Genomic DNA, 22,146 nt, shown 5'->3' on the forward strand with positions numbered 1-22,146 from the left:
ACGGATTTTAGCGTGCTATGAATAGATTAGACTGTCAAACAGGATTTTTAGGTATCGGGTTTCCCTACCTCTAGGGTTCTGGTTTGTCCTTATTGTCTATATTCCTTAAGTTTCCATGACTGATCATTTATCAATGCAGTGGACTAATGCTCTCTCAACCCGTCCTTCTTTAGAGGGGGCCGTAACGGAAGTGGTTGCAACAATTCAACAATCTTTATCTCATCCTCCTGATTTGGGAATTGTCTTTATTTCTTCTGCTTATGCCAGTGATTACACAAGATTAGTCCCTCTGATCTTAGAAAAACTCCCTTTATCGGTTTTAATCGGCTGTGGTGGGGCTGGTATTATTGGTCAAAGAGGGCAAGAGCAAGCGCAGGAACTGGAAAATAATCCGGCCTTAAGTTTAAGTGTGGGTTATTTACCGGATGTGACACTTCAGCCATTTTTGCTGAATGCTGAAAGTTTACCTGATCTCGATAGTTCTCCTGAAACCTGGCATCAGTTGCTTGGAGTTTCTCCTCAACAACGACCCCATTTTATTTTACTTGCGGATGCCTTCTCGACTCGCATTAATGATTTATTGGAGGGCTTGGATTTTGCTTATCCTGACTCGATTAAAGTGGGAGGATTAACCAGTAGTAGTATGACGGGGGTTCCTAGTGCCTTATTTTATTATACTACCGGAGATCAAGGCTCAGGGTTATACCATCAAGGAACGGTTGGCCTGGCCTTAAGTGGCAATATTGAAGTAGAAGCGATTGTGGCCCAAGGATGTCGTCCCATTGGTCAACCTTATCAGGTGGTGCAGGGGGAACGGAATATTATTTTAGAACTGTCTCAAGATGGCAATATTCGGCCTCCCTTAGATGTTTTGAGAAACTTAATTGAAACCTTAAATGAGTCGGATCGTCAGTTAGCTCAACACTCTTTATTTATTGGTATTGTACGGGATGAATTTCAGCTAGAATTGCAAGCCGGTGATTTTTTAATTCGGAATTTATTGGGGGTTGATCCCAGATTAGGAGCCATTGCCATTGGCGATCGCGTTCGTCCTGGACAACGGATTCAATTTCATTTACGAGATGCTCAAACTTCGGCTGAAGATTTAGAACTGCTCCTGCAAAATTATCTGTCATCCTCTAATTTATCTACCTCCATTAAAGGGGCATTAATGTTTGCTTGTTTAGGTAGGGGTCAAAATTTATACGGCACAGCTAATTTTGATTCTGAACGTTTTTCTCACTATTTTCCTGGGGTTTCCTTGGGGGGATTTTTTTGTAATGGAGAAATTGGCCCCGTGGGTAAACAAACATTTTTACATGGTTATACGTCGGCTTTTGCTCTATTTAGACAACCGGGCTAAAATTCCCATGAAAATTTCCATTGCTTTTTTTATTTTTGAGCATCTTAACACAAATTTAAACGCAATTTTTCAACAAGTTTATGATAAACTAATGGATGCCTGAGATTATCAAAAGCTGCGTAAGTTGTTATGAACCAGCTAACTCCTGCTTCTTTAGAAGACACTTTACAACGAATGATTAATCAGTTAGGGCAACTGTTAAAAGTTGATTGGTGTCTCCTGCGTTCCTTTCAGTCAGATGGGTTATTTACTCATAGTCTTATTTCTCAAAAATTAAGGCCTTCAAAATCATCTCAAGTGCCTATTAATTTTGAGATTTTAGAAAAAACTATAAAAAAAATAGATAGTATTGAAATCATTTCTTGTATCAGTAATCATCAGCCTTTTCGGCAGCCTAAAACCCAAGAAGAACAGCAAATAAAAGCTGCCTATCAACAAACAAAGATTGGAGCTTCTTTATTGGTTCCCCTGTCCCTAAAAAAAGAATTGATAGGGGTTTTAGGCTTACATCATTGTTGTTTTTTCTATGATTGGCGAGAAGAAGAAATACAAATCGCTGCTATGGTGGCTGAACAAATTATCCTGGCGATTTCCCAAGCTCAAGCTTATCAACAAGTTCGGAACTTGGCAAGACAAGAAACCCTGATTAATAAAATTACTGCTGCCATTCGTTCTAGTCTCGATCCCCAAATGATTTTTACTGCTATTACTCATGAATTAGGAGATGGCTTAGAAGTGGATGGATGCGCCCTTTCTTTATGGACAAAAACGGAGCAATTTGTGCAATGTGTTGGCCTTTATGATAGACAAAAAGGCAGCATTAATCCCCTCCCTCAATCTATTGTTCCCATCGCTAATAATCCCGTTTTACAAAAGCTTCTTCACACCCTAAAACCTGTCATCTTAGAAAACATGGATAACCATCCTGAGATGAATCAATTTGATTTACCTTTACGGCAAGAAGCTCAAGCCTTATTAATTGTGCCATTAATCGTGGATCAGGAAATTATTGGCAGTATTTCCTTAAGACAAATTGCTCGTTCCCGTCATTGGTTATCCTCAGAAATTAGTTTAGCTCAAGGAGTTGCTTCTCAAGCAGCAATAGCAGTTCAACAGGCCAGACTTTACGAAAAAATGAAACAACAGGCTGAACAATTACGCCACAGTGAACAACAAGTTAAACAGTTAAATCAATACCTTACAGAATCGGTTTTAAAACGGTTTTTACCCCCTTCTATTGTTAATAAAGTAGCGACGGGAGAATTAAGTTTAGATTTAACCCCTGAACCCCGTTTAGTGACAATTTTATTTACTGATTTGGTGGGGTTTACTCCTCTGTCTCATCAGTTGGGAACTCAAGGAGTTGCTACCCTCTTAAATCAGTATTTAGAAGCAATGACTGTGGCAGTTTTTCAATCTGGGGGAACGGTGGATAAATTTATTGGGGATGCAGTGGTGGCGTTGTTTGGTGCGCCAGAAGACTTAACCCCTGCTGAACAAGTGCATCGGGCGATTGCGGTTGCTAGAGGAATGCACCATCAGTTAGACTCTTTAAATCAACAATGGCAGTCTCAAGGGTTAGTCCAGTCCCCTGTACAGTTTCGCTGTGGTATTCATCAAGGAATGGCGGTGGTAGGAATGTTTGGAGGGGGACAACGCTCTGATTATACGGCGATTGGGCAAGCGGTTAATATTGCGGCTCGGTTGCAAGAAGTGGCTGAAAGTGACATGATTTTAGTATCAGAAACGGTGGCTAAATTTTTAACCCCTCAAGAAATCACCCCGATTCAATCTCTACAATTAAAAGGAATTCAGGAAGAAATTTTGATGTTTTCCGTTAAGATTAATTAAAGTTTTTCATCAGTATTCTCTGAATCATGTTGATATAAACTGACTAATCTGGCAATAAAAATGGCGGGGTATAATTGTCCGACGATTGCTTGAGCATTGGTTAAGGTCATAGCTACACTATGAACTGGAGTAATATCACCATAGCCTAGGGTGGTTAGGGTGGTAAAACTGAAATAGGAGAGTTGATAACCGACATTATTGCCAGATAAATTGGTAAATGCTTGGTGATCAAATAGGAAAATAATACGATAGAGTAAAAACCAAAATAAGCCAAGTAAAAGATAAACACAGATGCCGCCTCTCAGAATATCCTGAGAGACTTTTTTAGTCGAAAAAATTCTTTTACTAATAACAAGAATGGCAGCTAAACAGAAAGCCGCATAACAAATATAAGCAATTAGGGATAGTTTTTCAGAAAAATATTCATATTGAGGAAAGTAAAAAATATCAAAAATAAATCCTGTTCCGGCAATGATTCTCAACAGAGTTAAAAATTTGGGATTAATTGATAAAGCTTCTAAGACGAATAAATTGCTGAGTAAGAAACATAAAGATAGAATCAGACCTGTGATTCTATTAGTCACCAAAGAAGACACAAAAAATACAATAATTAAAGAAATTAAAAGTTTGGTATAAGTTTTTTGATCTAATTTAAATCGAGATTTAACTTTCATGGTTTCAGCTAATCTTAGAGATCAGGAATTATTTCACCTTTTACCTAAACAACGAGTTACCCGCCTGCGGAGGCGGGTTAATCAGTGTACAAAGGATATGGACTCCTAGAAATCTAAAATGAATCGTTAGATAGTGACTAAAGTTGACACTGAAGACACAATGAATCTCTCACATTCCTAACATCTTTTTGCCGACTCAGGTGTTGATTATGGTTCTCACCCTTACACCTCCCTAAAAACTCGTTTTCAAAAGCTGCGGGTAATACCATCGTTGTTCGTGTAGGATGTCGGTGTTTGAAACCATTGCGTTGATTAGTGGGCGGCGGCACAAACCCTAATCAATTCTTTCCGTTTAGAAGTTTGGTGTACTTCCTTGTGCCTATTCGTATAGTAGCACTGACCTTAGAAAACTGTGGACAACTCTTTACCAAACTTAACAATTAGTTTTGAGGCAATAATTAAACCTAATAAAATTTCTGGTAATCTCATCGTCAAGGGTATTTATACTGATCCCTAACCATTTGGGTTGATGGTTAATCATTCTCTAATGAATTGCCATCAACCCTTAGGTATCAACAATTAGCTTCAAATTTGCTTAATTTTAGTCAACAGATGAGCTTAACTTCTCTTGCGCTAAGCGACGCTTTTTGGCATAAAGTTGAATGGAAGCTGCCATGGCAATCACTAAAGCAAAAATTAGCCAGGTGGTTAAATCTAGAGGTAAATTGTTCTTGAATACTGCTAATAAAACAATAACAACTAATAACAGGGTTGGGGCTTCATTTAAGGCTCGAAACTGTTGTCCTGTCCATTGACATTCCCCTTTGTCTAACTGCTTCATGATGCGTCCACAGTAAAAATGATAACCCAATAATAAGACAACAAATGCTAATTTAATATGCAGCCATCCTGATTTTAAGATATCGGGTTCTGTGGAAACTAAGCCAATGGCCATGGCCACTGTCACCGCCATTCCTGGGGTCGTAATAATATTGTAGAGTCGTTTCTCCATAATTTCATACTGAGTCTTGAGAATGGTCTGAGCAGGTTCCGGTTGCTCAGATGCTTCGGCATGATAGACGAACAAACGTACTAAATAAAATAAACCGGCAAACCAAACCACAATACCGATTAAATGAAAGGCTTTAAACCAATAATATGCCATAATTACTTACAAAATTGCTCCATTATTGCTCTGAAAATGAGTTTATCTGTTTTGGAGCAATTTCTCCTGAATTTTCAATAAAAGTTAAGACAGTAAACAGGATCGCAGGGGCTGTTTACTATTATTGGTGTCAAGTTAAGTTCAAAACCCTTATTATCAATCTACCACACTCAGTCTGGAAGAGCCAGATTTTTTTACTTATTCCTTTTAACACTTTTCCATGAAACAGCGTTATCTTTTCCTATTTCCCTTACTTTTATTTCTCCAAGGCTCAAATTCACCTCCTCTTAAACCCTTTGATCTGACTCAACTTTCTGGTGATCTTCATTTAACCCTTAAACATGGGGTTTGGAAACTCTGGGAAGATAAACCTGTTTATCAAGATATTACCCTAGATTTAGTCTGCGATCGCGGTCAATGTGAACCGGAAGTCTGGGGATATGCACCTAAGTTTAATCAAGATGTTGATCATCAAGGAAAGCTACAAAGTAATAGTTTAGAAACCCCTAAAATTAAAACGATTGAACTGAGAAGATCTCTGGATGCTTGGCGGTTAAAAATTGCTATACAAATTCAATTTCATCCTTGGGAACCGAAAACCTCAGAAGGGATCTATAATCTTGAATTAGTTCCCCATAAAAATCAAATTGTTGGTAGTTATCAAGGTACTTTTAATCAGCGTTATTTACAAGGAAGTGTGATAGGAAATATTACCCCATTATGGCCGATTCCAGTTGCTGAACATCTTCCCCTTTCTCCTCAAGAACATCCCCGTTTGATTTTTCGTAATCATGAATTATCGAGTCTCAGAAAAACGTCTCAAACCTCAATAGGAAAGGCAATTTTAGCCCAATTAAAAAAGACATTAGAACAACCGATTTATTATGATGGTTATGTCCCTAATGGGGGATATCATGCCACTGGATATTGTTTTTTGGGTCTACTTAATGAGGATAAAAAAGCAGCAGAGATGGGTTGGAAATTGGTCAGAAAATCTATGGAAAATCCTAGTCCCCGTTTGTTAGAACAGTCAGCCATTGTTGCAGGTGTTGCCCTAGCTTATGATCTCTGTTATCCTCTATGGAATGAAGAAAAAATCACTATTGTTACTCAGTGGTTAGCCGGCCAAACTACTCAATTAATTAAAGGGAGTTCCCCTAGTAAGGGTTGGAATAGTAATGCTGCTAGTAATTGGAATGCAAGAGCAAGAGGTGCCGCAGGTTTGGCAGCTTTAGCTATTATGAATGAACCTTCTATTCCTAATCATAATACCTACCCTTTAATGCGAATGGCTGAGCGTAATCTTAAACGTTATTTTACCATAGCTATTGGTGATCATGGGTTAGGAAGTGAGGGAGATCATTATACCACTGAACCATTAGTTTTGACGGTTTTTCCCTTTCTACAAGCTTATGGCAATGTGATGGGAAAAGATCTAGTTACAGGTTCTCATGCTCAATGGATTTTACCTCATTATGTTATGCGAATGGTAGCGGATAATAAGCAGTTAAATGTTGCTACCTATGGACGACATCGCTACTATGCGGGGGGATCTCTTTTTGCCCTAGGTTTAGGGATTATTCCTGATGAATTTTTACCAGGAATTAAGGGGATATTTGAACAATATTTAGGTGATCAGGGAAATCAAACTTTCGGTATGGATAGTCCTTATCAAGCTCCTTTTGTTTTAGCTTATTATAACCAGAAAAATCAAGAGCAATCTCAAAATCCTATTGCCTTATTTGAGCGGGTTTTTCTTGATCAACAAAAGGGATTTTATAATTTTCGTAATCAATGGCAAGATCAGAATGATTTTGTGGCTAATATTTACTTGAAAAAACAATCTATTGGGGGAAGTTGGTCTTTTCCTGATGTGGGAAGTTTTCGCATTTTAGGGTTAGGAGAACAGTGGGCAATCGCTGGTAATTCTGAGGGAAAATGGCAAGAGGAAAATGTTGTTTTTATGCCTAATAGTTCTCCCTGGAATTCCTCAAAACCAATCTTTTTTACATCAAACCCTGATGGTTCGGGCATTGTGAGTTTGCAAACTAATACAATTTGGCGCAAAAATAGTAAGCCTTCTGTGGGAATTTCTGGTTTACGTTCCTTTGCTGTTGACTATAGTGGAAAATCAGGAGTTCCTGGTTTATTTATCATTGTTGATCAGTTTACTGGTTCAATTTTAGCAGAAGAATTTAAGGAAAAGATTTGGGTAATGCACACAAAAGGCAATGTAAAAATTAATGCAAATACATTTACCATTCAAGGTAAAAATGGGTCAACAATGCAAGGAACTTTTATCGCACCATCTCAAGTAAAAATAACCTATCAACCCACAGAAACAGGGGGTAAAATTATGGCAACAGCTGGGAATGAATTTTTTATCATCATGACAGTTCAAAAAGGAAAATCACCCCCATTAATGGTTACAGGTTCGGGGATGACTGCTAAAATCAAACTGGGTAAACAAACAATTTCTTTTGATCAAGATCGTATTAAACTATCAACGATTAACCCCTAGATAGTTAATTAATTGCTTGCTCATTCGGTAATTGTGCTAAGCTTTCTTGAAAGACTTCAATTTGGAGATTTTCGTCTTCTCTAACAGATAGAGAACGCTTAACTTGTCCTAAATATAAAGGGATACTTACACCAGGCTCAGGGTGGATTAAAGTGCGAACACGAATTGTTAATTGATTATCTTCTCCTGCGGTTCTTCCATAGGAAAAATAATCATTGGCAGCTTGTTTTAAAGTAGCTTCTAATTCTGTTTCAGTAATCGAAGGTTTAACCACAATTACCATTTGATTTGCTCCATTGTCATAAACACGGGAAAAGCGAACTGCTCCAGGAATTTCTGTGCGGGTAAATAGACCTAATCCTAACCCAAATAATCCAACAGTCAAAACTGCCATAAAACCCGTAATTCCGACTAAACGGAAGCGAATTCCCCACTTAAATATAAAGGCAAGAATCCCTAAAAAGAGAAAGGTGATCGTTGCAATTCCTGACCATTGAGTATAGGTAGAAAAACCAAGGGATGTGAGGGTTTCCATAAGAAATAGTTGGGGGAAATTTTCACGCATTAAACCAACTGATTATAGTTAATTTGGGGGCCGTAATGCAAAGATTGTCTCACTTCCTCTGCTCCTCACTGCTATGCTATGAGAAACGGATCAGGTGGCGTAGTTAACAAATTGTTCTACAATCTAAACTAATCGAAACAGCAAGGTGCGAGGAGTTGTCGTGTTTAATCAGTTTGGCTCAAATTTTAAGCAGCAGGTTAGTCACTTACTGCACTCAATAGCGGACAAATTGGACAGTAAAGAGCAAACACCCCAAGAAACTAAAGACCCTTTAGACCAGATTAACTCACCGCCGAAACCCTTGCCAAGACGCAGATATCGACGAGAGAAAGGAGGAAAATTTCCCGTTAATCTTCCTCCTATACCATCACAACTGACAGCATTTTCTCAACAAGCTGTTATTTTCCTGAAAAATGTCGCTTCAGTGCGCCATCATCCTCGATTTTGGCTATTTTTTGGCATCGGATTGGGAGCTAGTACCAGTGCGATCGCCTTAAGTTACAGTATCTATCAACTGGAAAGCAGTATCACTGAATCTGTCGAAGATGTCTTAGTCTATGCTCCCCCTGAAACCCTGACTATTAAAGGGGCTGATGGGGAAATTTTACGGGAAATTGGTCCCGTTACCCACGAAAATTTGAAAATTTGGCAAGTTCCTCAACCTGTAATTAACGCTTTCATCGCTAGTGAGGATAGTCGGTTTGAAAATCATCACGGGGTAGACATTCAGGGTATTGTGCGGGCGGCGTTTTCTAACCTCCAAGCGGGGGAAGTGGTAGAAGGCGGTAGTACCATTACTCAACAGGTAGCCCGCATTGTATTTTTGAGTCAAGAGCGCAGTTTTACCCGTAAATTTAAAGAAATGCGCCTCGCTCAGAAAATCGAAAATAATCTACAAAAAGAACAAATCTTAGAAAGATATCTTAATTTAGTTTATCTGGGATCGGGAGCCTATGGCTTAGGAGATGCCGCTTGGGTCTATTTTAGTAAGCCCGTTGACCAATTAACCGTATCAGAAGCCGCTACCTTAGCAGGTATTGTTCCCGCACCTAGTGTTTATTCTCCCCTAGAAAATAAACAAGCTGCCACCACCAGACGAAACCTAGTATTACAAAGGATGGCAGAACAGAAATTTATTAGTCAAGCAGAATTAAAAACGGCGATCGCGGCTCCCATTGTCCTCAAACCCAGTCAACCGAAACGGTTTGAGCGAACAGCCCCTTATTTTACCGATTATATTCAAAAAGAACTGCCTAAATACGTCTCAGAAGATGTTTTAAAAGCGGGAGGCATTACCGTTGAAACTACCCTCAATACTCAATGGCAAGAAGCGGCGGAAAAAGCCATTGATAATGCCATCCGTTATGGCCGTTGGCAAGGCTATAAACAAGCTGCTTTAACGGCAGTTGACCCCCGTAATGGACAAATTAAGGTGATGGTGGGGGGTAATGATTACGAAAATCATCAATATAACCGAGTTACTCAAGCTCAACGGCAACCAGGCTCAACTTTTAAGGCTTTTGTCTATACTACTGCGATCGCGGCAGGATTTTCTCCCTATCGTTCCTATACCAATGCTCCCTATATCGTAGACGGCTACCAACCGGAAAACTATGGGGACAAGTATAGTGGGGGACAAGTTACCATGGAGCAGGCCCTCGCGTCTTCTCTGAATGTGGTGGCTGTTCAAACCTTAGTTAATGTGGGTTGGAACCCTATTATCAGAATTGCTCATCGTATGGGCATTAAATCTGAGCTAAAACCGACTTATTCCTTGGCATTGGGAGCTTGGGAAGTCAATTTATTAGAATTAACCAATGCTTACGGAACCTTGGCTAATAAGGGGGTTCATCAAGAAGCTTATGGCATCAGTCGTATTTTAGATCGACATGGTAAGGTACTCTATCAAGCCAAGTTTACCCCTACACAAGCCATTGATGCCAACACTACCGCCATTATGACTTGGATGTTACGGGGTGTGGTTACGTCGGGAACAGGAACTCCGGCCCAACTAGGAAACCGACCCGTCGCGGGCAAAACCGGAACCTCAGATAAAGCGAGAGATTTGTGGTTTGTGGGCTATATTCCTCAATTAGTAACCGGGGTTTGGTTAGGGAATGATAATAACCGGCCCACTTGGGGTGCAAGTACCACTGCGGCCATCGTTTGGGGTGAGTTTATGAAGGAAGCTACGGAACATATGGAAATTGAATCTTTTCCCAAATTACCCCATTTAAATGGACGTAAAGGCAGCATTAAGGCAGAACCCCTCAAACCGAAAAAGGCTTACTATCAAGTGGTTAAACCGCCGGAAACGGAAAAAGAAACCCAGTCTAATACCAACCGTGAAGAAAGACGTTCCTCCCGTCGTTCCCGTCGTCGTCGTAATACAGAACCATCTGAACAAACCTCAGCCCCCCGTAGACGCTCAGTAGCGTCTCGTTCGGCCCCCACTCGTTCCCCTAGGGCAACTGCTCCTCAAGCAGCCCCTGAGACTGCTCCTGCGCCAGTTGCTGAACCTGTAGCGGCTCCTGTCGCTGAAGCAGCACCCCCTGCGCCCCCTGTAGCCCGTAAAACCGAGTAATATTAGTAGTCTCTATTCCCTATTCCCTCAAAAAGTTTATGACTGACTTACAACAAAAAATTAAACAAATTGATGACGAATTTTCTAAACGCCATATTGATCTTGATCCTGGGGGCTATTATATTATCTATGTAGATCGAGAAAATCAGTTAATTTGTGCTAAACATTTTACGAATGTAATTAATGATCAAGGGTTAGCAGTTGATCCAGCAACCGGAAAAGTTATTCCCGCAAAAGGGAAAGTTAACCGAACGGCTGAAACCCTGTTTAAGGGACGCAGTGCTAAGGAATTATGTATCAAAGTTATTGAAGAAAATCCTGATTGTCCTATTACTATGTTAGACCATGCTGCCTATTTAGGACGGGAATTTATGAGGGCTGAGATGGCTTTAATTCAGGGAATTGAATATATTCAGGATTAGAAAAATTGGAGAGTTTAAGATATAGTCTATAAGCCTAAGTTTATAGGCTATTTTATTTTGAATTCTGAATAATCCCATAAATTGTAGTAAAATATAAATTGAATCCATCTTTAATTATCCTGAAAAAATCATGGAAATTTACCCCAGTTTAGTGACAGTTGGTGCATTAGCAGTCTATTTCATTATCACCCTTAATGTGGGTCGTGCTAGATTTAAGTATAATGTTAAACCACCCGCAACAAGCGGTGATCCCAACTTTGAAAGAGCGTTAAGGGTTCAACAAAATACCTTAGAACAGATGATTTTTTTCCTGCCCTTATTATGGATTTTCTGTTACTATATTAACCCTATTTGGGGATCTGGGGTTGGGGCATTTTGGATTATTGGCCGTATTTTATATGCTTGGGGATACTATCAAGCTGCCGAAAAAAGAATGATCGGTTTTGCTATTGCTTCTTTAAGTAGTTTGGTATTATTAATTGGTTCATTAGTCGGGATGATTTTAGTTTTAAGTAAACAATTTTCTGCCTAATCTAAAATAATTGTCGGGTGGGCAATACTCACCTTTTTTCACAGATATTGTATAGATTAATCAACATTGCCCACCATCTTAAATTCTTGAGTTACACAAAAGATTATATTCAGGATGTACTCATAGATGTTACCTGTAGAGTGAATTCATGAATTAACCCTACAAAAACAAACCTCAGTTTTAAATTTTAAAAATAATGAAACCATTATTTATTGTTTTAGAAGGAATTGACAAAGCGGGAAAATCCACTCAAGCAGAACTCCTTAAAACCTATTTAATTAATCAAGGAAATTCCGCAATTATTAGTTCTGAACCCACAGATGGAGTGATCGGTAAATTAATCCGTGAAGCGATGCAAAGTCAAAGTATTTCCATCAAAAAACAAGCCAAATTTGATGAACAAATGGCTTACTTGTTTGCTGCGGATAGACACTATCATTTATACAATGATGTCGATGGAGTTTATAAACTTATTCAACAGGATAATAGTCATGTGATTGCCACCCGTTACTATTTTTCATCCCTCGCTTATAATTGTAATAATCAGGAAGAATTTGACTTTGTTTATGGATTAAATCAACGCTTTCCTAACCCAGATTTAGTTATATATATTGATATTGCTTTAGATGTTGCTTTATTTCGCCTTTATAATTATTCCTATCTCGAAGTTTATGAAACCGAAGAAAAATTAAAACAAGTGAGAGAAAATTATCATAAGATTTTTCAAAATTACGATGGTGAAATGTTAAAATTGGACGGACAGAATACAATAGAGAGTATTCAGCAAGAAATTATTACTTATCTTGAAAAGAATTTTATTTAAGGTATTCTGTAGGGTGGGTTAGACGGGAACAACTTAAAACAAAAACTATTTAATTAAATATCCGTCGTAACCCACCAATGCCAAACCTTAGAAGTAATCATGCTACAATCAATTTAATATTAAATGGGAATAAATAAATATGAAAGCAGTTAAAAACCTTTATGAAACTGATTTTAATCTCTGGTTAGAGGAAACAGTTAAATTGCTAAAACAAAAAAAATTAGATCAATTAGATATTGATAACTTAATAGAAGAAATTGAAGCAATGGGAAGAAGTGAAAAAAAGGGATTTCGCAGTAATTTAGAGCAATTATTGATGCACCTGTTAAAATGGAAATATCAACCTAATAAACGATCAGGAAGTTGGGAATGTTCTATTCTTGAACATCGGAATAGAATTTTAGAAGACTTAGAAGACAGTCCGAGTTTTAACCCGTATTTTGATGATATTTTTGACAAGTGTTATCAAAATTCAAGAAAATATGCTAAAGCAGAAACTGGTTTAAATCTTAATACTTTTCCTGAAGTTTGTCCCTTTACTAAAACTGAAATTTTAACCCCTGACTATCTCCCTGAAGATGACAATAATTAGAAAGTATCATAAAACAAAGCTTAATAGGACTTACCCACAGACGCTATGGGTAAAAGTAATTCATGAATTGCCCCTACTTAAAACAAAATTACGGCTAGTCATTGATGGGTTAAAATAAATTATAATGAAGCTCATTGGGTTAAAAAATTATGCCATCTAACCCACCTTACCCCTTAACATTATTGTACAGACTATTGAAAAACTATGACTATTACATCATCTAATTATCAATTTACTTATACCCCCCATTATAAACCCAATCAATTAATTTGTGGTTATGGACAAACAGCTATTATTACCGGATGGACAGTTAAACAGTCAGTTGCTAAACATTTAAACCCCGAAGATTATGCAGTTATTGGTAATTTATATAGTCCAACCAGAGGAATTAGTCCTTTAATTCGTAATTTATTAGCTAATCCTCATGTTAGGTTTTTAGTCATTTTACAAGCAACAAAAGAAGACAAAAATGCAGGAGGATGTCAATGTTTATTAGACTTTTTACAACAGGGGTTTAGTCAAGGAAAGAGTGATACAGGGAGAGATACATGGGTTATTAATTCTGATATTACTGGATATATTGATATTGAAATATCTGCCGATGCGTTAGAAACTTTGCGTCAATCTTTGGAATATAAAGAGGCAAAATTAATCAGTGAAGCGGTTAATTATATTAAAGAGTTTAGTCATCAAACTAATAAGCAACCTTGGGGAAGTCCTTTAATTTTTCCTCAGTTAGAAACTACTCCAACGGTTTTACCTGGGCCAAGATATGGCCATCGTATTGAAGGGAAAACTATTGCAGAAACTTGGGTTAAAATATTACATCGAATTAAAACAACCGGAACTATTAGACCGACAGGTTATGATGGAAAATGGCAAGAATTAATTGACTTAACAGCAGTCATTACTAATGAACCTACTGAGTTTTATTTTCCTGATCCTAATTATTTACCTATTGATCGTTCTTTTCTTCAAGAATATATCCCCCAAATCTTAGATGATGCACCTTATACTGAAGGGGTAAAATATACTTATGGTCAACGTTTAAGATCTTGGTTTAAAAAGGATCAAATTGAACAAGTTATTAATAAATTGATTGGTGAAATTGATGCAGCAAGCGGGGTAATGTCTCTTTGGGATGTTAATGATCATGATAAAGGAGGAAGTCCTTGTTTAAATCATATTTGGATGAGAGTTGTGGAGAATGAATTGTCTTTAACTGCTACTTTACGCAGTAATGATATGTTTGCTGCTTGGCCTGCAAATGCAATGGGTTTAAGAGCATTACAACAACATATTCGTGATGAAATTGCTAAGCGTTCCGACTATAATTTACAGATGGGGCCATTAATTACTATTAGTCAAAGCGCACATATTTATGATGATACTTGGGAAAATGTTGATAAATTAATTGCTAATCAATATAATAAAATTATTAGTCAACGAGACTATTTTGATCCATCAGGTAACTTTTTAATTGAAGTGGAAGATGGGCAAATTATGGTTAAGCAAACAACTCCAGGAAGTGGGGAAATTGTTGCTTGTTATTCTGGCAAAAATTCGAGCAAGTTAATTCGAGAAATTTGCGCTGCTTCTCCTGCAATACAACCTGATCATATTGGATATTTAGGAATTGAATTACAGAAAGCTTATCAATGTATTAAGATTGGTAAACAGTATATTCAAGATCAGTAATCTTGTGGTTGATTAGAATTATCAGTGCTAGGAGGGCTAACCAGCGTGAAAAAAGAAAATATTACCAGAGTGTCCCGTCAAGAATGGGCAACAATGAAGGGTCAAACTGATTGGGATAAAGTTAAAGGGATGACCAATGAGGAAATTGAAAAAAATGCCCTAGAAGATCCAGATAGTCAGCCTATTCCTGACGAAATGTGGGATGATGCCAAAGTTGTTTTTCCTCAACAAAAGACTGTCGATAAATTTTTGCCTTAACCTAAATAACTACCTATTTAAAAATATCAATGACATTTCTAGAAGAACAAAGACCTACCTGGGACGAATACTTTATCATGATAGCTAAATTGGCTGCCACCAGGTCAACTTGTTTGGCCTTTCCTGTGGGTGCTGTTATCGTCAAAGATAGACAATTATTGGCCACAGGATATAATGGTTCTCCATCAGGTTCGGCACATTGTACAGCCCAAGGTTTCTGCTATCCTGGGTTAAGTAGTTGTGATGCTTCGAGTAGCTTACCTTCCCGTGCAGTTCATGCAGAAGCAAACGCGATCGCACAAGCAGCAAAACACGGAATTTCTACCAATGGAGCCGTTATTTATGTTACCTTAGAACCCTGTATTTCTTGTTTGAAATTAATCATTTCTGCGGGTATCAAAGAGGTTTTTTATGAAACAGAATTCAACAAAGGAGACAAAGTTTTAGTAAGAGATTCTTTCCTCGAAGATGGGTTAGTTACTTTAACTAAAATTAAGTTATCAGAAGAAATAGCCAAAAATGCTGCCTTATTTCTTTTAAATACTACCTCCATTGCTAGGGAAAAATTAGACCCTTAAATTGGTAATCTTTGAATATCTTTATTATTACCAATAACTACCATGACTAAATCTTTATTAAGTTTTTCTTGAGGTTCAGGATTAATCTTAAATTTATCTTCTTTCCCAATTGCTAAAACACTAATTCGATAACGACTCCGAAGTTTTAATTCTTCGATACTTTTCCCATGAAATTCTTCAGGAATACGAGTTTCAACAATACTATGATCGGGATCAAGATCGAACCTTTCTAAGATAGCAGGTTTCGTCAATTTATAGGCTAATTCACAACCCGCATCATATTCAGGAAAAACCACCATATCAGCCCCAACTCGCTTTAATAGTTTACCATGAATATCAGAGGATGCTTTAGCAATAACGTGTTTAACACCACCTTCCTTTGCATTTAAAGTTGTAATAATACTTTCCTCTAAATAGTTGCCAATGGCAATAATTACCGTATCAAATTCAAAGATTCCTGCTTCTTTTAAAGCATTGGGTTTAGTAGAATCTAATTCAATAGCACTAGAGGCCATTTTTTCTGCTAAAACCTGCGCCACTAGAGACTCTTTAATATCAGTTCCTAACACTTCATACCCCAGTTTATGAAGGGTTTGGCAAACAGCACGTCCAAAACGTCCTAAACCAATGACAGCAAATTGACGACTTTCTTGACGAAGACTACCTAAAAATTTTAAGGATTTCAAATTAACCCCCCTATCTTCATTTTAAAACTTATAATTACTTGCTTATTTTTCATGTTTATGGTATGAGAATTACTTTTTGATCGAGATGATTAGGGTGAGTAATTATCCCACAAGCAAAGTTTCTTCAGGATATTGAATTACCCTCGGACGACTATCACCCACAATCGCCGCCATTAACAAGAGAACTCCTACCCTTCCAGTATACATGGTTAGGACTAATAAAAGTTGAGAGAATGGGGAAAGACTAGCAGTAATTCCCGTTGAAAGTCCCACAGTCGCAAAAGCAGAAATCACCTCAAATAAGACTTGGAGAGAGTTAAAATTAACCTCAAAAAAATCAGGGTTTAAACTTGCTTCAATGAAGGAAATAGAAAAGGTGATTAAAACAACAAGATTGGTTGAACCAAAGACCACAGCAACAGCCTTTAATACTAAGGAAATAGGAACTTCTCGCTTATACATTACCACTTCATCATTGCCTCGTAAAACTGAGCGAGTGCAGTCACTTAAAATGCGAAGGGTTGTCGTTTTAATGCCGCCACCCGTACCGCTAGGACTCGCTCCAACAAACATTAATCCCATGGTAATAAATAATCCAGCGATAGTCATTTGACTAATATCAATGCTGTTAAAACCTGCTGTTCTTGTGGTCACAGATTGAAACCAAGCAGCTAATAGTTTATCTTTAAAATTGAGGGGGGCTAAGGTATCAGTATTATTATATTCAATTAATAAAAAAACAATAGTTCCAGAAATCAATAATAGTAGAGTGGTACTGGTGACAACTTTAAAATTAAGGGAAAAAATCATTCTTTCTTGTTTTTGGGTAATTTTATGAGACAAAAACAAATACATTTCAATAATAACTTGATAGCCAATTCCTCCAAAAATAATTAGCATTGTAATGGCAAAATTAATTGAAAATGAGCTTTGATAACTCACTAAACTATCTTTTAATAGTGCGAATCCTGCATTATTCCAAGCACTTATACTATGAAAAACAGCAAACCAAAGTGCCTCTAAAGTTTCATGTTTTTGTGAAAATTCATTCAACATAATAATTGCTCCTGCCAACTCAAACAGCAGAGTTGTGGCAATAATGGAACGAATTAAACTCTGACTATTTCCTTGAAGAAAAGGGCGATCAAAAGATTCTTTAATGGCTAATTTTTGCCGCAAATCAAAGCGTCTTCCCACCAGTAAAATTAAAAATGTGGTTGTAGTCATATAACCTAACCCACCCACTTGAATTAAAAGCATTATAATCAGTTGACCCCAAAAGGAAAAATAAGTCCCCGTATCAACCACAATTAACCCCGTGACACAGACAGCAGAAGTCGAGGTAAATAAAGCAATAATCGGATTTGTCCAACTCCCATCATGGCTGGAAAATGGTAACATTAATAGTAAGGTTCCCACAGCAATTACCGCCAGAAAACCCAAACAAATCGTCCGAGCAATCGTCATAGTATGTTAGAATCATGTTATTAGACTGATTGACCTATCACCTTACCATAGGATCAACCCTAATCAACCACTAAACTTTAGTTTGGCGGCTCAAAAAAGAAATGATTCAGCTTAAATAGAGTTATCTGACCCGTGATGAGTTAAGGTTAAATAGGAAGCAGGAGAAAGGTCAGGTTCGGAAGCTTGAGAACCAGCTTTAGACCATTGGGCAATGCTAGATGGGGGTGTTTCTTCCTGAAGTTGATGAAGGGTAGCGACGAAATCTTTAATACCTTGAAACCGGCCATAAACAGAGGCAAAACGAATGTAAGCAACCTCATTTTCTTGCCGTAGATATTTCAACACTAACTCTCCAATTTCTTGACTGCTCACTTCTCGTTGGGGACGCTGTTGTAGTTGTGCTTCAATATCATCCACAATGGTTTCAAGACGCTGATGAGAAATTCCTGTTTTTTCACAAGCTCTCACCATTCCCCGCAGAAGTTTCGAGGAATCAAAAGATTCTTTTTTGCCATCATGTTTAATAACAGTAATGGGAACAAATTCAATACGCTCATAAGTGGTAAAGCGATGTTTACACTTTAAACATTCCCGACGACGACGAATACTTTGTCCACCTTCAGAAGAACGAGATTCTAAAACACGACTATTGGTATGCTGACAATAGGGACATTCCATAAGACTATCCGTAGCAACGGAAAATTAGGAGGGAGGAGAGTAAGACGAAAATTCAAAATTCAACGGAGTAACAAAAAATACAAGAGTCTGAGCCGTTTTTATTCTCCTGCTTGAAATCAAATCAGGAAAATAGTCGCGGCTCAGAGGTATATTAAAGGGGTTAACTTTAATTGAATTGATAATCGAAATTTATTTTTCGATGCGGGGGGGTTCCCGAAACGCAATGGCGAAGAACAACACAGCGAGGGCCATGGTTAAAACTAAGATATAAGCGACGCTTTCCATCTTAAGAATTTCCTAAAATTACTTGCGTCTCTAGTGTATCAAAAAATTGACAAAATTAAATTAAATTGTATTTTTCCTAACGATTAAAGACATGATTGAGGAAATAGGGAAGGACAAACAGTTGATTCTGGATAATTTGTCCCATCGTTACCGGAGCTTCTGAGGGAATCATCCCTGAGTCATACTGTAACCCCAATAGACCATTCCAAATCATAAAAAATACTGTTGAGATTAAACCGAAACGTTGCCAACTCGGACGGGGAAAATAATCCCAAAAGGCCGCCAACCCCATCACAAAAATAAAGCTACAGTTGGCAAACATTCTCCCTCCAAAACTCGAACCTTGCCACCAACACCACCAAGCAGCGACCAAATACACTTGCATGGCAAAAGCGGTTAACATAATGCCAACTAACTGAGGAAATTTGCGGCTAACTAAGATTAAGCCAATAATTGACACCAATAGTAAGGGGTGCCAGGAAAACAAGCCATGAAACCCCGAAAATAGGACATTGAGAATTTGGGGGTTACTAAATTGAAAACTCCCTTGATGGCCTTCTGCTGTTCCTTCCTGTAAATAGGGTATATCAAAAAAACTGCCAAATTGCCACTGATAGATCAAAAATTGGGGCAACTGCATCAAAATTGCTACCAACCCAATAATCATTAAAGGACTCAACCCTGGCCAAATTAACTTAGTCTTTGAAATTCCTTCTTGTCTTCCCACACTTCCTCCACTCTTTTGAGAAACCCATCGAGAAATCAGCCCCCAAACCACCGTTAAAATAGGCACAATAGCAAATAGAATATCTTGAGGACGAACAAACCCTGCTAACCCTAAAATCAGTCCCATTAAAACCTGTTGACGGCGTTGTTTAAGCCAAGGGGTTGCTATCCAGATGTAAAAAAACATAGAAATCAAAAACTGCGATACAGCATGAGACATCGAAGTTTCTAAAGTCAGGTAAAAACTGAGGGGAGAAGCAAACCAAACCCCTGCCACCCCTAAAATACAAGCATTATGACTAAAAAAACGTCGGGCCCCTTTGTAACAAATTACCAGTCCCGTAATGCCTAACCCAATGCTACCTAAACAATAAAATAATTCATAAGGCCAAGATAAACCATTGACAGCCACATCTACCCCTAAAGCATTTAAGATCAAGGTGGCGAAATGTCCCACAGCAAAGAAGGGAGAAAGGACTAAGCCCAGACCTAAAGTATATTTACTATATTCGGGGATTTCTTTATCCACTCGCACACCACCCCCAAAATTAGAGGCAGAGTGAGATAAGTATTCATATTCATTAGAAATTTTGAGATCGCCATCGAAAACCAGGGAACGGAGGGGCGTATAATAACCAATACCGTCCCCATAGACTCCAAACCCCACCAAATAAAAATTAACCAAAAAAATCGTTAAGGTAATCCCGATACCCACCCATAGTAATCGTTTCGCCCAGACTGTATCGAGATTTTTTACATTCATTCGCTTAACCTTATAAATCGATCTCGTCACCGATTATATAGCTATTTTTAAGGGAGTGCGAACATAAATTATTCTCCACGGCGCAACCATCCATTAATAGTAAAGCGACTATTTGCAAAGATTCGAGAAGAACAACTTACGGGCATTACTTCATGTTTACTGCGACTATCAAAAAAGACAATACTATTATTACGGGGTTCAACAATTTGGAAATTTTCATGTCTTTCTAGAGAAGTCTCTTGTAAGTCAGTTTCATAAATCCTTAATTCTCCACCAGAGAAAGATTTTGGTTCTCGATAAAAGTAGTAGACATAGGTGAATTCACGAGTACAAGTTTCTGGGGAACCAGAATCATTATGAATTTTATAATAACAACCATCATTGTGCGCCGTTAGCTGCATTTCAACTTCACTGATAGAAAATGAAGGATGATTTAATTGTTTGAGTATCCCCCCGATCATCCCCAAAAGTTTCTGGCGAATAATTTGATAGAATTCAGGAAAAAATGTTGCATAAAGCACCGCAGACTTCCGATAATCTGAGGCTTGTGTTGAGGTGGTAGAGCCGATAAAATTATCGGAATATTGAAGGGCAATTTCTAACAATTTTTGGTTTTCTTTTGGAGATAAAAAGTTATCAATTTGATAGTATTTTGCTGGTAAATTATTTGAGTGCAACAAGGTTGAGGATGGCGATGAAGTCTTCTGACAGCAAGCATTTGGCAGAGAGAGACTGTTGGTTAATTGCGGTGATGTTCCCACCATCTCTAAGATTTTTAGGGCGACTGCTGCCTTATCTTGTGCCGAAAATTCTGGATTATTAAGAATACTTTCAAGGGTATCAAAGGATTGAGCAACTAAAGATTGAAGCCTGTCTATAGATGAGTAATTTTCAGGGATAATTGACCCTAATTCATTTCTTACTCCATTGGGGATAACACTTTTTTCTGAAAACATTGAATAAATCCTCAAATATTACTATGGTTTTTATTCGTTAGAATAATAGTGCAATAGAACTTTAGTACCAAGACAATGATTAAAATTCAGCATTTTCTAACATAAGTCTAGAATGCCCAAATTTTTCTGATCTCTTAAGCCCCATTTTCTTAAACAGCATTTATCCTGAAAGATATAGCCAATTCAGGGATCACACGCCCCAATTACCCAACCTTCCTAACCCCCCTCTGCATTGGTAAGATTGTCAGTCTAGTAGTGTGGTAATGAAAGAATTAGAACGGTATTACAAAGTGTTAGGATTACAGATAGGCGCATCCCTTGAGGAAATTAACCAAGCCTATCGAGACTTGGCGTTTATTTGGCATCCTGATCGTCTTCCGAAGGATAATGAGCGATTATTAGCTAAAGCGGTGGCTAAACTGCAAGAAATTAATCACGCTCGTGAACAACTTAAGTCAATTCAAGTATTATCTCAACCGTCGAGTCGTACTCAAGTGAGTCAGGAAAAACCTTCTCCTTCTTCTGTTTATCGTGATCGTCGTCCTTCTGAAAGTCAAGCACAACGCCCTTATTATCGAGATTTAACGGGAGTTGATTTGAGGGGGGCTAATTTAAAAGAAAAAGATTTATCGGGTAGAACACTCATTCAAGCGAATTTAAGTTATGCGGATTTGAGTGATACTTTTTTGCATAAAGTTAATTTAGAACAGGCTAATTTGTTTCGGGCTAATTTATTTCGGGCTAATTTACTTCAAGCTAATTTACGTCAAGCTAATTTACAGGAAGTTAATTTAATCGGGGCGGATTTGAGTGGGGCAGATTTAAGTGAGGCGGATTTATCAGGGGCAAAAGTGAGTGCAGGTAATCGAATTTTAGTGAAGTTAACGGGGACAATTTTAAGGGGGGCAATTTTGCCTGATGGAACCATTCATCCTTAGAGTTAAATTGTGATTTATAGG

Annotated in this window: 21 protein-coding genes; 12 read left to right on the forward strand and 9 right to left on the reverse strand. The window is 37.9% G+C overall.

Translation table 11 applies throughout. The annotated features are described in order from the left end of the window. Positions 1 to 115 precede the first annotated feature (115 nt). Positions 116 to 1,363, forward strand: a complete 1,248-nt coding sequence (locus tag VB715_RS13550; RefSeq protein WP_323301753.1) for an FIST signal transduction protein — start codon at positions 116 to 118, stop codon at positions 1,361 to 1,363. Positions 1,364 to 1,492: 129 nt separating this feature from the next. After that, positions 1,493 to 3,214, forward strand: a complete 1,722-nt coding sequence (locus VB715_RS13555; protein WP_323301754.1) for a GAF domain-containing protein — start codon at positions 1,493 to 1,495, stop codon at positions 3,212 to 3,214. Here VB715_RS13555 and VB715_RS13560 read toward each other — a convergent pair. Continuing rightward, entirely contained in the window at positions 3,211 to 3,888 is a 678-nt protein-coding gene (locus VB715_RS13560) for a potassium channel family protein (RefSeq protein WP_323301755.1), read from the reverse strand. The genes VB715_RS13555 and VB715_RS13560 overlap by 4 nt on opposite strands. Before the next feature lie 601 nt (positions 3,889 to 4,489). Continuing rightward, positions 4,490 to 5,053, reverse strand: coding sequence for a protoporphyrinogen oxidase HemJ (gene hemJ / locus VB715_RS13565; RefSeq protein WP_323301756.1), 564 nt, complete (start codon positions 5,051 to 5,053; stop codon positions 4,490 to 4,492). Between the two features lie 220 nt (positions 5,054 to 5,273). On the opposite strand from hemJ, the gene VB715_RS13570 reads away from it, so the two are divergent. Then, entirely contained in the window at positions 5,274 to 7,574 is a 2,301-nt protein-coding gene (locus tag VB715_RS13570) for a hypothetical protein (RefSeq protein WP_323301757.1), read from the forward strand. Positions 7,575 to 7,578: 4 nt separating this feature from the next. Here the strand turns inward: VB715_RS13570 and VB715_RS13575 are convergent, their stop codons facing one another. Beyond that, a complete protein-coding gene (locus VB715_RS13575) occupies positions 7,579 to 8,109 on the reverse strand; it encodes a Ycf51 family protein (protein ID WP_323301758.1) in 531 nt (176 codons plus the stop codon). Between the two features lie 190 nt (positions 8,110 to 8,299). Here VB715_RS13575 and VB715_RS13580 point away from each other — a divergent pair, with 190 nt between their 5' ends. From VB715_RS13580 to VB715_RS13615, 8 genes are all read left to right on the forward strand, one after another. Continuing rightward, a complete protein-coding gene (locus tag VB715_RS13580) occupies positions 8,300 to 10,723 on the forward strand; it encodes a penicillin-binding protein 1A (protein ID WP_323301759.1) in 2,424 nt (807 codons plus the stop codon). A gap of 38 nt (positions 10,724 to 10,761) precedes the next feature. Next, positions 10,762 to 11,145 carry a DUF4346 domain-containing protein gene (locus VB715_RS13585; protein ID WP_323301760.1) on the forward strand — a complete coding sequence of 128 codons (384 nt, stop codon included), beginning with the start codon at positions 10,762 to 10,764 and terminating at the stop codon, positions 11,143 to 11,145. Positions 11,146 to 11,275: 130 nt separating this feature from the next. Continuing rightward, a complete protein-coding gene (locus VB715_RS13590) occupies positions 11,276 to 11,677 on the forward strand; it encodes an MAPEG family protein (protein ID WP_323301761.1) in 402 nt (133 codons plus the stop codon). A 196-nt stretch (positions 11,678 to 11,873) separates the two neighbouring features. Further along, entirely contained in the window at positions 11,874 to 12,500 is a 627-nt protein-coding gene (gene tmk / locus VB715_RS13595) for a dTMP kinase (protein WP_323301762.1), read from the forward strand. 139 nt (positions 12,501 to 12,639) lie between these two features. Then, positions 12,640 to 13,092, forward strand: a complete 453-nt coding sequence (locus VB715_RS13600; RefSeq protein WP_323301763.1) for a DUF29 domain-containing protein — start codon at positions 12,640 to 12,642, stop codon at positions 13,090 to 13,092. Positions 13,093 to 13,296: 204 nt separating this feature from the next. After that, a complete protein-coding gene (locus VB715_RS13605) occupies positions 13,297 to 14,790 on the forward strand; it encodes a thymidylate synthase (RefSeq protein ID WP_323301764.1) in 1,494 nt (497 codons plus the stop codon). 45 nt (positions 14,791 to 14,835) lie between these two features. Continuing rightward, positions 14,836 to 15,048 carry a hypothetical protein gene (locus VB715_RS13610; RefSeq protein ID WP_323301765.1) on the forward strand — a complete coding sequence of 71 codons (213 nt, stop codon included), beginning with the start codon at positions 14,836 to 14,838 and terminating at the stop codon, positions 15,046 to 15,048. Between the two features lie 29 nt (positions 15,049 to 15,077). After that, on the forward strand, positions 15,078 to 15,626 hold the full coding sequence (locus tag VB715_RS13615; RefSeq protein WP_323301766.1) for a dCMP deaminase family protein: 549 nt from the start codon (positions 15,078 to 15,080) through the stop codon (positions 15,624 to 15,626). Here VB715_RS13615 and VB715_RS13620 read toward each other — a convergent pair. The 6 genes from VB715_RS13620 to VB715_RS13645 all read right to left on the reverse strand — a co-directional run bounded on the left by VB715_RS13620 (position 15,623) and on the right by VB715_RS13645 (position 21,187). After that, complete coding sequence (locus VB715_RS13620; RefSeq protein WP_323301767.1) at positions 15,623 to 16,312, reverse strand: TrkA family potassium uptake protein; 690 nt, start codon at positions 16,310 to 16,312, stop codon at positions 15,623 to 15,625. The genes VB715_RS13615 and VB715_RS13620 overlap by 4 nt on opposite strands. Positions 16,313 to 16,414: 102 nt before the next feature. Further along, positions 16,415 to 17,779 carry a TrkH family potassium uptake protein gene (locus VB715_RS13625; RefSeq protein WP_323301768.1) on the reverse strand — a complete coding sequence of 455 codons (1,365 nt, stop codon included), beginning with the start codon at positions 17,777 to 17,779 and terminating at the stop codon, positions 16,415 to 16,417. A gap of 111 nt (positions 17,780 to 17,890) precedes the next feature. Then, entirely contained in the window at positions 17,891 to 18,457 is a 567-nt protein-coding gene (gene nrdR, locus VB715_RS13630; protein WP_323301769.1) for a transcriptional regulator NrdR, read from the reverse strand. A 189-nt stretch (positions 18,458 to 18,646) separates the two neighbouring features. Continuing rightward, entirely contained in the window at positions 18,647 to 18,742 is a 96-nt protein-coding gene (locus VB715_RS13635; protein ID WP_010873362.1) for a photosystem II reaction center protein T, read from the reverse strand. 76 nt (positions 18,743 to 18,818) lie between these two features. Next, positions 18,819 to 20,231 (reverse strand): hypothetical protein, encoded by a 1,413-nt coding sequence (locus VB715_RS13640; RefSeq protein WP_323301770.1) that lies wholly within the window; start codon positions 20,229 to 20,231, stop codon positions 18,819 to 18,821. Positions 20,232 to 20,299: 68 nt separating this feature from the next. After that, on the reverse strand, positions 20,300 to 21,187 hold the full coding sequence (locus VB715_RS13645) for a 2OG-Fe(II) oxygenase (protein WP_323301771.1): 888 nt from the start codon (positions 21,185 to 21,187) through the stop codon (positions 20,300 to 20,302). Positions 21,188 to 21,450: 263 nt separating this feature from the next. Between VB715_RS13645 and VB715_RS13650 the strand changes: the two genes are divergently transcribed. Next, complete coding sequence (locus VB715_RS13650) at positions 21,451 to 22,125, forward strand: pentapeptide repeat-containing protein (protein WP_323301772.1); 675 nt, start codon at positions 21,451 to 21,453, stop codon at positions 22,123 to 22,125. Positions 22,126 to 22,146 lie beyond the last annotated feature (21 nt).

Origin of the sequence: Crocosphaera sp. UHCC 0190 (assembly GCF_034932065.1) — a bacterium.
In the GTDB taxonomy this organism is placed as follows: Bacteria; Cyanobacteriota; Cyanobacteriia; order Cyanobacteriales; family Microcystaceae; genus UHCC-0190.